The organism is Streptomyces sp. NPDC097595, assembly GCF_044761525.1.
GTDB classification, from domain to species: domain Bacteria; phylum Actinomycetota; class Actinomycetes; order Streptomycetales; family Streptomycetaceae; genus Streptomyces; species Streptomyces drozdowiczii_A.
In genome coordinates, this window is sequence record NZ_JBIWCN010000027.1 from 1 (window position 1) to 12,061 (window position 12,061).

Sequence of the window (12,061 nt, forward strand, 5' to 3'; positions counted from 1 at the left end):
TGCCGAAGCAGGCCGGGGTATCAACATATCTGGCGTTGACTTTTGGCACGCTGTTGAGTTCTCAAGGAACGGACGCTTCCTTTGTACTCACCCTCTCGGGCTTTCCTCCGGGCGCTTCCCTTCGTTCTTGCGTTTCCGACTCTATCAGACTCTTTCGTGTCCGATTCCCGGTCGAAGCGGGTTTCGCTTTCCAGTTCTTCGCTTTCGCGTTTCCCTTTCCGGCGAGTCCGACTCTATCAGATCCTTTCGGGCCTGATTCCCAGTCAGCGGGCTTGTCCTCCGGGCCGTTGGGCCCTTCCGACGAGTGAGACATTAGCGGAATCCTGGGCCCCGACGCTAATCGGGGTCACGTTCCTTCGAACGCGGATTCCTCATTTCGCATAAGCGCACGCCGAGACATGCGACAGCTGTCGCGTGCTCGTTGTGGTTCTTGCGGAATGGCTGTCCGGGGACCGACCGGGGTCGGCGCTCACGTCGGACAACTCGGAGCACACTACGGATGCCCGGGGGTCGTGTCAACCCCCGGCTCCGCAGGGGTAGGTCAGCCGTTGCCGGAGGCCAGTGCGCGGCTGCGGTCGCGGGCGGCTTCGAGGGCGGCGATGAGGGCCGCGCGTACGCCGTGGTTCTCCAGCTCGCGGATGGCGCTGATCGTGGTGCCGGCCGGGCTGGTGACGGCCTCGCGGAGCTTGACCGGGTGCTCGCCGCTGTCCCGGAGCATCACGGCGGCGCCGATCGCGGCCTGGACGATGAGGTCATGGGCCTGGGCGCGCGGCAGGCCGAGCAGGATGCCGGCGTCCGTCATAGCCTCGACCAGGAAGTAGAAGTACGCCGGGCCCGAGCCGGAGAGGGCGGTGGCCGCGTCCTGCTGGGACTCCGGGACGCGCAGTGTCTTGCCGACGCCCTTGAAGATGGCGTCCGTCGAGGCGAGGTGGTCCCCCGTGGCGTGGCTGCCCCCCGAGATGACGGACATGCCCTCGTCCACCAGGACGGGGGTGTTCGGCATGACGCGGACGACCGGGGTTCCGGCGGTGAGGCGGTCCTCGATGAACGCGGTCGTGATGCCGGCCGCCGCGCTGATGACCAGGCGGTCCGCGGTGAGGTGCGGGGCCAGCTCGTCCAGGAGGCGGCCCATGTCCTGGGGCTTGACCGCGAGGATCAGGATGTCGGCGCGCTTGGCGGCCTCCGCGTTGGTGACGGCGTCCACGCCGTAGCGGTCGCGGAGTTCGGCGGCCCGGTCCGAGCGGCGGGTGGTGACCAGCAGGTTCGACGGGCGCCAGCCGGCCCGGATCATCCCGCTGAGCAGGGCCTCGCCGATCTTGCCGGTACCGAGGACTGCAACTGTCTGGGTCATGCCGTTCACCCTCCGGGCGGTGCTCGATGTGCGCGGTGCTCAGTGCTCGTCGGCGCCATCTTCGCACCGCCCCGTCAGGCGGTGCGGCGGCGGAGGGTGGCCGCGCCGAGGCCCAGAACCAGCAGCGCGCAGCCCGCCACGACGAGGAGGTCGCGCACGAAGTCCCCGGTGACGTCGGTGTGGTCAAGGACCTCGTTCATCCCGTCCACGGCGTACGACATCGGCAGCACGTCCGAGATCGCTTCGAGGAACGGCGCCATCTGGTTGCGCGGGATGAAGAGACCGCAGAGGAGCAGCTGCGGGAAGATCACCGCGGGCATGAACTGCACGGCCTGGAACTCGGAGGCCGCGAACGCCGAGACGAACAGGCCGAGTGCCGTGCCGAGCAGCGCGTCGAGCAGGGCGACCAGGAGCAGCAGCCACGGCGATCCCATGACGTCCAGGCCGAGGGCCCACACCGACAGGCCGGTGGCCAGGAGCGACTGGAGGACGGCGACGGCGCCGAAGGCGAGCGCGTAACCCGCGATGAGGTCGCCCTTGCCGAGCGGCATCGAGAGCAGGCGCTCCAGGGTGCCGGAGGTGCGTTCGCGCAGGGTGGCGATCGAGGTCACCAGGAACATCGTGATCAGCGGGAAGATCCCGAGCAGTGAGGCGCCGATCGAGTCGAAGGTCTGCGGGCTGCCGTCGAAGACGTACCGCAGCAGCGTGATCAGGAGGACCGGGATCAGCAGGAGCAGCGCGACCGTACGGGGGTCGTGGGCGAGCTGGCGCAGGACGCGGGCGGCGGTGGCGAGGGTACGGGCCGGGGTCAGGGGGGCCGTGGTGCTCATCGGGCGTTCTCCTTGCGGTGGGCGGCCGCGTCGACCAGGTGGAGGAAGGCCGCTTCGACGGTGTCGGTGCCGGCGGCGGTGCGCAGGGCGTCCGGGGTGTCGTCGGCGAGGATCTCGCCCTCGCGCATGAGGAGGAGGCGGTGGCAGCGCTCGGCCTCGTCCATGACGTGGGAGGAGATGAGGAGCGCGGTGCCTTGTTCGGCGGCGAGGGAGTGGAAGAGCTGCCACAGGTCGCGGCGCAGGACCGGGTCGAGGCCGACGGTCGGTTCGTCCAGGACGAGCAGGTCGGGGGTGCCGAGGAGGGCGACGGCGAGCGAGACGCGGGTGCGCTGGCCGCCGGAGAGGTTGCCGGCGAGGGCGTCCTCGTGGCTGGTCAGGTCGACCTCGGTGAGCGCGCGGGTGACGGCCTCGTGGCGGGCGTCGCGGTGGGCGCGTCCGGGCTGGAGGACCGCCGCGAAGTAATCGAGGTTCTGGCGGACGGTGAGGTCGGTGTAGACGGAGGGCGCCTGGGTGACGTACCCGACGCGTGGGCGGAGGGAGGGGTGTCCTGCGGGGCTGCCGAGGACCCGGAGGGTGCCGGTGACCTTGGCCTGGGTGCCGACGACGGCACGCATGAGGGTGGATTTGCCGCAGCCGGAGGGGCCGAGGAGGCCGGTGATCCTGCCGGGTTCGACGGTGAAGTCGAGGCCCTTGAGGACCGTGCGGCTGCCTCGTTGGACGGTGAGGCCACGGGCCTCGACGGCGACGCCCGAAGAATTCATCATGTGATGAATATTGGCTCCGGCGGGGCATCGCCGTCAAGGGACGGGGCGGGGAGGGCGCGGCTCAGCGCACGGCCGCGTGGAGCTCCACGACGTACGCCTCCTCCACCATGCCGTCCGGGAACTCCGCCAGGAGCCGGTCGCGCTCCTCGGCGAGGAAGCCCCGGGCCGGCCCGTCGTCGATGGTCAGGAACGCGGAGTGGCTGCCGAGGTTGTCGAGGTGGGTGGCGAGGGGGACGCGCCGGGTCCACGGAACGCGGCGGTACGTGAAGTCGAGGTCCGGCGGCAGGCCGCGGTCGTGGTCGGCCGGGCCGTGGGCGCCGCGGCCCAGCTCCTCCGGCCCGGCCTCGAAGAACCGCAGCAGCCGTTCCTCCTGGGCGCCGATCCACGGGACCGTGCGGTCGGAGACGTTCCACCAGAGGGCGAGCACGCCGCCCGGCCGCAGGACGCGCCGGACCTCGGCGGCCGCGCGGACGTGGTCGGTCCAGTGCCAGGACTGGGCGTACGTGATCAGGTCGGCCGAGGCGGTCGCGAAGGGGAGCCGGTTGCCGTCGCCCTGGACGAGCGGGACGTCCGGGAGGTCCCGGCGCAGTTGGGCGGCCATGCCGGGCCCGGGTTCGACGGCGACGACGCGGGCGCCCCGGTCGAGGAGGCGGCGGGTCGAGATACCGGTGCCCGCGCCCACGTCCAGGGCGCGGGCTCCTCGCAGGGGGCGGCCCGCGATGTCCTCGACGGCGTCGAACAGCGCGTCCGGGTAGCTGGGGCGGGCGGCGGCGTACTGGGCGGCGGCCCGGTCGAAGGAGAGGGCGCGCGTGGGGCCCGGGACGGCGTCCGGTGAGTGTGTCGTGGTCATGGGGCCATCGTGCCCGGTGGCCCCGGACGCGTCAGCCGCGGCGGCCCTTCTTCTTGCGGGCGGCCGGGTTGCCGGTGCGGGAGGCGCGGCGCTTCGCGTACCGGGCGACGGCCTCCTCGTACTCCGTGCGCCGCAGCTTCTCGCCGGGCGCCTCGGTGAACGTACGGAAGAAGTACGCGAGCAGCGAGCCGATGAAGCCGATGGCCTTCAGGCCGCGCAGGTTCTCCTCGCGGGCCGGGTCGGCGGGGCGGCTGCTGAAGCCCTCCCAGGTCTTGCGGAAGGCGATCGCGCTGCAGATGGCGAACATCGCGACGACCAGCACGCCGACGAAGCCGCCGACGTCGGCGATCTCCAGGCCCTGGTACGCGAACCGCAGGACGAAGCAGGCGGCGGCTGCCGCGAGGAGGGAGCCGACGGCAGCTCCGGCGCGGCGCAGACCGTAGTGGCCGTCGTGGGCGACCCAGGTGGTGCCGAAGAAGCGGAGGGGCTCGGGCTGCGGGCCCTGCGGGGTGCCGGCCACGGGCTCGGACGGGCCGGGGGCCGCGCCTTCGGGGGTCTCGCTGTTCTCGCTCACGGGGACGATTATCCCGCAGGTTCGGGAGCGGCCGGGGGGCCGTGCGTGCGGCCCCCCGGTACTGCCTGGGTCAGCCCAGCTTCGAGACGTCGCGGACGGCGCCGCGGTCGGCACTGGTCGCCATCGCGGCGTACGCGCGGAGGGCGGCCGAGACCTTGCGGTCGCGGTTCTTCGGGGCGTACACGCCGTTCAGTGCCTCGCGGCGGGCGGCCAGCTCCTCGTCGGGGACCAAGAGGTCGATCGAGCGGTTCGGGATGTCGATCCGGATCCGGTCGCCGTCCTCGACGAGCGCGATCGCGCCGCCGGAGGCCGCCTCGGGCGAGGCGTGGCCGATGGACAGGCCCGACGTGCCGCCGGAGAAGCGGCCGTCCGTGATCAGGGCGCAGGTCTTGCCGAGGCCGCGGCCCTTCAGATACGAGGTCGGGTAGAGCATCTCCTGCATGCCGGGGCCGCCCTTGGGGCCCTCGTAGCGGATGACGACGACGTCGCCCTCGTTGACCTGCTGGGTGAGGATCTTCTGGACGGCGTCCTCCTGCGACTCGCAGACGACGGCCGGGCCCTCGAAGGTCCAGATGGACTCGTCGACACCCGCCGTCTTCACGACGCAGCCGTCCACGGCCAGATTGCCGCGCAGGACCGCGAGGCCGCCGTCCTTGGAGTAGGCGTGCTCCACGGAGCGGATGCAGCCGCCCTCGGCGTCCTCGTCCAGGCTGTCCCAGCGCTCGGACTGGGAGAACGCCTCCGCCGAGCGGACGCAGCCGGGAGCGGCGTGCCACAGCTCGACCGCCTCCGGCGCCGGGGACCCGCCGCGCACGTCCCAGGTCTTCAGCCAGTCGTCCAGCGACGGGCTGTGCACGGAGTGCACGTCCTCGTTGAGCAGGCCCCCGCGGTGCAGTTCGCCGAGGAGGGCCGGGATGCCGCCGGCGCGGTGCACGTCCTCCATGTAGTACGTGCGGTCCTTGCCGACGTTGGGGGCGACCTTGGCCAGGCACGGGACGCGGCGCGACAGGGCGTCCATCTCGGTCAGGCCGTAGGGGACGCCCGCCTCCTGGGCGGCGGCCAGGAGGTGCAGGATCGTGTTGGTGGAGCCGCCCATCGCGATGTCGAGCGCCATGGCGTTCCCGAAGGCGGCGGCCGTGGCGATGTTGCGGGGCAGGACCGATTCGTCGTCCTGCTCGTAGTAGCGGCGGGTCAGGTCCAGCACCGTGCGGGCGGCGTCCTCGTAGAGCGCCTTGCGTGCGGTGTGGGTGGCCAGGACCGATCCGTTGCCGGGGAGGGAGAGGCCGATGGCCTCGGTCAGGCAGTTCATCGAGTTGGCGGTGAACATGCCGGAACAGGATCCGCAGGTGGGACAGGCGTTCTCCTCGATGCGGAGGATGTCCTCGTCGGAGATCTTGTCGTTGACCGCCTCCGACATCGCGTCGACCAGGTCGAGCGTGCGCACCGTGCCGTCGACCAGCGTGGCGCGGCCCGACTCCATCGGCCCGCCGGAGACGAAGACGGTCGGGATGTTCAGGCGCAGGGCCGCGTTGAGCATGCCCGGGGTGATCTTGTCGCAGTTGGAGATGCAGATCAGGGCGTCGGCGCAGTGCGCCTCGACCATGTACTCCACGCTGTCCGCGATGAGGTCGCGGGAGGGGAGGCTGTAGAGCATGCCGCCGTGGCCCATGGCGATGCCGTCGTCGACGGCGATCGTGTTGAACTCGCGCGGGATGCCTCCGGCGGCGACGACCGCCTCGCTGACGATCCGGCCGACGGGGGCCAGGTGGGTGTGGCCCGGCACGAACTCCGTGAAGCTGTTGGCGACGGCGATGATCGGCTTGCGGCCGATGTCCGCGCCGGGTACCCCGGAGGCGCGCATAAGGGCGCGGGCGCCCGCCATGTTGCGGCCGTGGGTGACTGTGCGGGACCTCAGCGTGGGCATCGTCTTTTCGCTCCTTCTGCGTTGAAGACTGCTCTCGAGCGTACGCCGTTGGTGCCAGGATGTGGACCGGGCGTCCGCTATGCGGAAGCGTTGGGGGGCGGGGGGCGCCTGCGGCGGGCCTGTTCCCCTACCCGCCCCTTCCCGAAACCGGGGCTCCGCCCCGGACCCCGCGCCTCAAACGCCGGCGGGGCTTACAGGTAAGCCCCTGCGGCGATTGAGCAGCGGGGGTTCGGGGGCGGCGCCCCCGACCACGGAGGCGCGGGCTTACGCGGACGGCTCCGCCAGATACCGCTGGAGTGTCGGGGCCACCATCGCGACGATCTTCTCCGGCGGAGCGGACGCCAGTGGCTCGGCCTTCAGTACGTACCGCACGATCGCGATCCCCACCATGTGCGAAGCCGCAAGCTCCGCCCGGAACGTCGCGTCCGGGATGTCCAGGCTCGCCGCCACACGCTCCAGCAGGCGGCGGAGCACGAAGCTCCGGAGGACCTTCGCGGCGGCCTCGTGGGTGAGGGCGGAGCGGAGGACCGCCAGGAGGGGGGCCCGGGTCGTCGGGTTCTCCCAGATGCCGATGAAGGCGCGGGCCAGGCGTTCGCCCACGTCGTCGGGGTCGCCTTCGAGCACGGCCGGGACGAGCAGGGCCGGCTCGAAGGACAGCTCGATCGCGGCGGCGAAGACCTCGTCCTTCGTACCGAAGTAGTGGTGGACCAGCGCGGAGTCGACGCCGGCCGCCCGCGCGATGCCCCGGACCGAGGTCTTGTCGTACCCGCGCTCGGCGAACTCCGTGCGGGCGGCCTCCAGGATGCGGGTGCGCGCGTCCGGGCCGGTGTCCGACGCGGCGCGGGCGGGGCGGCCCCGACGCCTGGGGCCCGGTGCGTCGGGGGTCATGGGCGGGGGGCGTGCTCGGTGGACGCGGCGAGGTGGAGCCGGGTGAAGGCGAGCGCCTCGGCGAGGTCGGCCTCGCGTTCGGCGGTGGACATCGCGCGGCGGGTGTTGACCTCGATGACCACGTGCCCGTCGAAGCCGGAACCGGCCAGCCGCTCAAGGAGTTCCGCGCAGGGCTGGTCGCCCCGGCCGGGCACCAGGTGCTCGTCCTTGTTGGAACCCTTGCCGTCGGCCAGGTGGACGTGGGCCAGCCGGTCGCCCATCCGGTCCACCATCGCCAGGCCGTCCGTGCGCGCGGTGGCGGTGTGCGACAGGTCCACCGTGAAGTGCCGGTAGTCGTCGTTGGTGACGTCCCAGTCGGGGGCGTACGCGAGCATCTCGCGGTCCCGGTAGCGCCACGGGTACATGTTCTCGACGGCGAACCGGACGTCCGTCTCGTCGGCCATCCGCCAGATTCCGCTGACGAAGTCACGGGCGTAATTCCGCTGCCACCGGAACGGCGGGTGCACGACGACCGTCGACGCGCCCAGCTTCTCGGCGGCGGCGCGTGCCCGCTGGAGCTTGACCCACGGATCGGTCGACCAGACCCGCTGGGTGATCAGCAGACACGGCGCGTGGACGGCGAGTATCGGCACCTGGTGGTAGTCGGAGAGCCGGCGCAGCGCCTCGATGTCCTGGCTGACCGGGTCGGTCCAGACCATGACCTCGACGCCGTCGTAGCCGAGGCGCGCGGCGATCTCGAAGGCCGTCGCCGTCGACTCCGGATAGACCGAGGCCGTCGACAGGGCGACCTTCGCATCCGGGACGCGCACCACTGGTTCTGCCACGCAGACAGCGTACGGGCAGTGCCGCGCCCCGCCGAGGGAGAGCGGCGGAAAGTGACCAGGGCCGCACCACCGGCCGCCCCGCTCAGTCCAGCGCCGCTTCCCCGTCCGAGGGCAGGTGGTCCAGGCGGCGCAGGATCACGCCCTCACGCAGCGCCCACGGGCAGATCTCCAGCTCGTCCACGTCGAGCAGGTCCATCGCGCCCTCCGCGACGAGCGCCCCGGCCAGCAGCTGCGCGGCCCGGCCCTCGGACACGCCGGGCAGGGTCCCGCGCTCCTCGGCGGTCATCGCGGCCAGCTTCGGCACCCACTCCTCCAGCGCCTTGCGGCTGAGGGTGCGCGGCACGTACTGGCCCTCGGCGGAGCGCGCCGCGCCCGCGATCCTGGCGAGCTGCTTGAACGTCTTGGAGGTCGCCACCACGTGGTCCGGGCGGCCGATCCGGGCGAAGTCGCCGACGCTGCGGGCGATGCGCGCCCGTACGTGCCGGCGCAGCGCCTTGACCTCGGCCGGGTCCGGCGGGTCGCCCGGCAGCCAGCCGGCGGTGAGGCGTCCGGCGCCCAGCGGCAGCGAGACCGCGGCGGCCGGTTCCTCGTCCATGCCGTACGCGATCTCCAGGGAACCGCCGCCGATGTCGAGGACCAGCAGCTTGCCCGCCGACCAGCCGTACCAGCGGCGGGCGGCGAGGAAGGTGAGCCGCGCCTCCTCCGTACCGCTGAGGACCGCGAGGTCGACGCCCGTCTCCTCCCGTACCCGCTCCAGCACCTGGTCGGCGTTGCTCGCGTCGCGTACCGCGGAGGTGGCGAAGGCGAGGACGTCCTCGCAGCCCTTGTCCTCGGCGGCTTCGAGCGCGCCCGCGATGGTCCCGACCAGCCGGTCCACGCCGAGCGGGCCGATCGCGCCGTCCTCGTCGAGGAGTTCGGCGAGGCGCAGCTCGGCCTTGTGCGAGTGCGCGGGCAGCGGGCGGGCGCCGGGGTGGGCGTCCACCACCAGCAGATGAACCGTGTTCGACCCCACGTCGAGGACTCCGAGTCTCATGCAGGGCACGCTACTGCCGGTGGCGGACTCAGGCCGACCGTCAACTGGAGGGCGGCGTCGCGGGGCTGGGCACGCACATCTGCGGCGTTGTCGTCAATCACCATGGCTCCGCCATGCCTCAATCCTCCGCCTTGCAGCTGCACGCGCCCAGCCCCGCTCCTTGACCCGCCCTCCAGTTGACGGTCGGCCTTACTCTGGGCCCGTGCCAAAGACGAAAAAGGCGAAGCCGGGCAAAGCCACGAAGAAGCGGGACATCGAGGCCGAGACCCCGCAGGACATCAAGCACGTCGAGAAGGTGGAGATGCACACGCCGGCGGCAGAGCCGGATCCCTCCGACGAGACGGAGCTGGACTTCGCGCGCGCCTGGGTGGAGTTCCCCGACCCCGCCGACGACGAGCAGGTCTTCCGCTGCGATCTGACCTGGCTGACGTCCCGGTGGACGTGCATCTTCGGCAGCGGCTGCCAGGGCATCCAAGCGGGCCGCGCCGACGACGGCTGCTGCACGCTGGGCGCCCATTTCTCGGATGAGGACGACGAGAAGCGCGTGGCCGGTCATGTCGCGCGCCTCACTCCGGAGCTGTGGCAGTTCCACGACGTGGGTACGGAGACGGGCTGGACCCAGACCGACGACGACGGGGACCGCCAGACGCGGCGCTGGCAGGGCTCGTGCATCTTCCAGAACCGGCCGGGCTTTGCCGCAGGGGCGGGCTGCTCGCTGCACATCCTGGCGCTGCGTGAGGGCCGGGAGCCGCTGGAGACCAAGCCGGACGTGTGCTGGCAGCTGCCCGTACGGCGTACGTACGAGTGGATCGACCGGCCCGACGACACCCGGGTGCTCCAGGTGTCGATCGGTGAGTACGACCGGCGGGGCTGGGGCCCGGGCGGCCACGACCTGCACTGGTGGTGCACGTCGGCGACCTCGGCGCACGGGGCCGGTGAGCCGGTGTACGTGTCGTACCGGCCGGAACTCATCGAGCTGATGGGCAAGGAGGCGTACGCCACGCTGACCGAGCTCTGCGAGCAGCGGCTCGCCTCGCTGCTGCCGATGGCCCCGCACCCGGCGGACCCGGCGTAGGGCCTTCTCTTCGGACCGGGCCGCACGGTCAGTCCGCGCGGGGCGGGGTGCTCGGGCCCTTCGGCGGGGCGGGCGGTCCGGAGGAGGAGTCGGCCGGGTCCGGGGTCGGGCTCGGGTCGGACTCCGTCGGCGTCGGTGTCGGCGTGGGGTCGGTGGGGTCCGGCGTCGGCGTGGACGGGTCCGGCGTGGACGGGTCCGGCGTGGACGGGTCCGGGTCCGGCGGGGTGGTCCTCGGCGGGGCCGGGCGCGGGTGCAGACCGCGCGGCGAGGCGCCGGGGGTGGGCGCCTTGGCCCCGTAGCCGTGCAGCGCGACGACCGCGCCCGAGGGGGCGAGGGTGAGGTGCGCGGTCCAGGGTCCTGCGGGCTGCCGCGCGTGGTCCACGAGGGCGCGGATCGTGACGCTGCCGCCGGCCGGGAGCTTCCCGGAGGTACGGCTCAGGCTCACCCAGGACCGGTCGGTGGCGGCGGACCAGGAGACCGGTCCGGCCTTCGACGCGGTGAGGGTGATCAGGGTGGCGGAGCCGGCGGTGCCGGTCCGCACGGTGAGCCGGCCCCCGCCGTGCGCGCCGGGCTCGCCGGAGGGGTCGGCGCCCTTGCTGATGATCTCCGCGGAGACCTCGGGCAGGGAGTCCTTGCCGGTGAAGCGGGAACCGGCGTCCGGGCGGGCGTTGCCCGCGTTCTCGTAGTCGTCGTAGGGGGCCTGCGCCGCACCGGTCCCGTTGTCGGCGGCGCTGACCGCCGGGCCCTCGCGGCCCTCGCCGGTCAGGGGCGCGCCCCGGTAGGCGGACCACAGGGCGATGACCGGGGCGGCGACCACGGTGGCGACGACCGTCGTCGTCATGACCCGGGAGCGCAGCCGGTCGCGGCGGGCCGCGTGGTCCTTGGGGTCCATGGGGAAGCCGGTGCGGTCGAAGCGTGGTGTGGCGGACCGATTCTTCTGGTGTTTCTGCGCGTGCAGCATGGCCACGTACGCGGACGGCCTCGGGGCCTCCACGACCGGCAGCACGGCGGCCGGGGTCACCGTCTTCCCGGGCCACGGCCCCTCGGCCCCGGCGCGCTCGGCGGCGCGGCGGCAGCGCGGGCAGTCGTCCACGTGCCGGACGAGCTCGCGGCGGAGCGTGGGCGAGAGGAGCGCGCGGTGGTCGCCGGTGAGCCGGCCGGCCGTGGGGCAGTTGCCCGTCTCCACGACGGCGAGGGCGGCCCGGGTGCGCTCGACCTCGCAGGCGGCGCCCGCCAGCAGCTCGCGGGCGGCCGTGCGGTCGAGGCCGAGGACGGCGGCGACGGCGCGCGGGGTCAGTCCGTGCCGGACGGCGAGCTCCAGGGCCTCGCGCTGCTCCGGTGTGGTGCCCGCGGCCTCGGGCCAGGCCAGCTGGGCCAGCTCCCGGCGGTGCGCCTCGGCGACGGGGGCGCTTTCGGGCGGGGCGGGCGCGGTCGCGGCGGTGTGCGGGGCCGGCGACGGCGCGGTGCGGCCCGCGCGGCGGGCGGGGCGGGCGGCCGCCGGGGCGTGGCGGTCCTCGTCGGCGGGCCTGCGGTGCGGGGGGCGGGCGGGGTCGGGGCGGCGGTGGGCGCGGCGGCCCTGCTTCTGCTCGGTGAGCCGGCGCAGACAGGTCCACCTGGCCAGGGCGTACAGCCAGGTTTTACGTTCCTCCTCGCCGGCCGGGCAGCGGGAGCCCTGCCGTTCGGCCAGGGCCAGGACGCCGCCCAGCGCCTCGGTGGCGGCGTCGTGGTCGCAGAGGACGGAGAGGCAGTAGGTGAAGAGGCCGTCGAGATGCGGCTCGTAGCGGGCGGGCGGCTTCTTCGGGGCGGCGTGCGAGGAGTGGGGCGCGCGATGCTGTCCCCGGTGCGCGCCGGGGGTGTTCGTCGGAGTCTCCAGCCTGCTGCTCGTCACCTTGCGACCGTAGGCGTGGCGCCTCACCCGCTCGCGCCGCTTGAGTAGATTTAACCCTTA

General features: G+C 72.9%; 11 protein-coding genes. 1 reads left to right on the plus strand and 10 read right to left on the minus strand.

Features of this window, described 5'->3' with window-relative positions:
• Positions 1–541: 541 nt before the first annotated feature.
• The 9 genes from proC to ACIQZN_RS31715 form a co-directional block, all read right to left on the minus strand.
• On the minus strand, positions 542–1,351 hold the full coding sequence (proC, locus tag ACIQZN_RS31675) for a pyrroline-5-carboxylate reductase (protein WP_330312540.1): 810 nt from the start codon (positions 1,349–1,351) through the stop codon (positions 542–544).
• Between the two features lie 74 nt (positions 1,352–1,425).
• On the minus strand, positions 1,426–2,181 hold the full coding sequence (locus ACIQZN_RS31680; protein ID WP_404001312.1) for an ABC transporter permease: 756 nt from the start codon (positions 2,179–2,181) through the stop codon (positions 1,426–1,428).
• A complete protein-coding gene (locus ACIQZN_RS31685; RefSeq protein ID WP_404001315.1) occupies positions 2,178–2,945 on the minus strand; it encodes an ABC transporter ATP-binding protein in 768 nt (255 codons plus the stop codon). Before ACIQZN_RS31685 ends, ACIQZN_RS31680 begins: the two co-directional genes overlap by 4 nt.
• A gap of 61 nt (positions 2,946–3,006) precedes the next feature.
• Positions 3,007–3,795 (minus strand): class I SAM-dependent methyltransferase, encoded by a 789-nt coding sequence (locus ACIQZN_RS31690; protein WP_404001318.1) that lies wholly within the window; start codon positions 3,793–3,795, stop codon positions 3,007–3,009.
• Positions 3,796–3,826: 31 nt separating this feature from the next.
• Positions 3,827–4,369, minus strand: coding sequence for a hypothetical protein (locus ACIQZN_RS31695; protein WP_404001321.1), 543 nt, complete (start codon positions 4,367–4,369; stop codon positions 3,827–3,829).
• A gap of 70 nt (positions 4,370–4,439) precedes the next feature.
• Positions 4,440–6,293: a dihydroxy-acid dehydratase gene (gene ilvD / locus ACIQZN_RS31700; RefSeq protein ID WP_404001324.1), complete on the minus strand. Its 1,854-nt coding sequence runs from the start codon at positions 6,291–6,293 to the stop codon at positions 4,440–4,442.
• Positions 6,294–6,557: 264 nt separating this feature from the next.
• Entirely contained in the window at positions 6,558–7,181 is a 624-nt protein-coding gene (locus tag ACIQZN_RS31705; RefSeq protein WP_404001326.1) for a TetR family transcriptional regulator, read from the minus strand.
• The gene (locus tag ACIQZN_RS31710; protein ID WP_404001574.1) at positions 7,178–7,993 is read right to left on the minus strand and encodes a sugar phosphate isomerase/epimerase family protein; all 816 of its coding nucleotides are present in this window, start codon (positions 7,991–7,993) and stop codon (positions 7,178–7,180) included. Before ACIQZN_RS31710 ends, ACIQZN_RS31705 begins: the two co-directional genes overlap by 4 nt.
• 94 nt (positions 7,994–8,087) lie before the next feature.
• Entirely contained in the window at positions 8,088–9,038 is a 951-nt protein-coding gene (locus ACIQZN_RS31715) for a Ppx/GppA family phosphatase (RefSeq protein ID WP_404001328.1), read from the minus strand.
• Positions 9,039–9,339: 301 nt separating this feature from the next.
• Between ACIQZN_RS31715 and ACIQZN_RS31720 the strand changes: the two genes are divergently transcribed.
• Positions 9,340–10,113 carry a hypothetical protein gene (locus ACIQZN_RS31720; RefSeq protein ID WP_404001577.1) on the plus strand — a complete coding sequence of 258 codons (774 nt, stop codon included), beginning with the start codon at positions 9,340–9,342 and terminating at the stop codon, positions 10,111–10,113.
• 28 nt (positions 10,114–10,141) lie between these two features.
• On the opposite strand, the gene ACIQZN_RS31725 is transcribed toward ACIQZN_RS31720, so the two are convergent.
• Positions 10,142–12,001 carry a hypothetical protein gene (locus ACIQZN_RS31725; protein ID WP_404001331.1) on the minus strand — a complete coding sequence of 620 codons (1,860 nt, stop codon included), beginning with the start codon at positions 11,999–12,001 and terminating at the stop codon, positions 10,142–10,144.
• Between the last annotated feature and the right edge of the window lie 60 nt (positions 12,002–12,061).

Excerpts from the sequence above, each read along its gene's own strand:
- proC (WP_330312540.1), bottom strand. The coding sequence starts at position 1,351 with ATGACCCAGACAGTTGCAGTCCTCGGTACCGGCAAGATCGGCGAGGCC.
- ACIQZN_RS31680 (WP_404001312.1), bottom strand. The coding sequence starts at position 2,181 with ATGAGCACCACGGCCCCCCTGACCCCGGCCCGTACCCTCGCCACCGCC.
- ACIQZN_RS31685 (WP_404001315.1), bottom strand. The coding sequence starts at position 2,945 with ATGATGAATTCTTCGGGCGTCGCCGTCGAGGCCCGTGGCCTCACCGTC.
- ACIQZN_RS31690 (WP_404001318.1), bottom strand. The coding sequence starts at position 3,795 with ATGACCACGACACACTCACCGGACGCCGTCCCGGGCCCCACGCGCGCC.
- ilvD (WP_404001324.1), bottom strand. The coding sequence starts at position 6,293 with ATGCCCACGCTGAGGTCCCGCACAGTCACCCACGGCCGCAACATGGCG.
- ACIQZN_RS31705 (WP_404001326.1), bottom strand. The coding sequence starts at position 7,181 with ATGACCCCCGACGCACCGGGCCCCAGGCGTCGGGGCCGCCCCGCCCGC.
- ACIQZN_RS31715 (WP_404001328.1), bottom strand. The coding sequence starts at position 9,038 with ATGAGACTCGGAGTCCTCGACGTGGGGTCGAACACGGTTCATCTGCTG.
- ACIQZN_RS31720 (WP_404001577.1), top strand. The coding sequence starts at position 9,340 with ATGCACACGCCGGCGGCAGAGCCGGATCCCTCCGACGAGACGGAGCTG.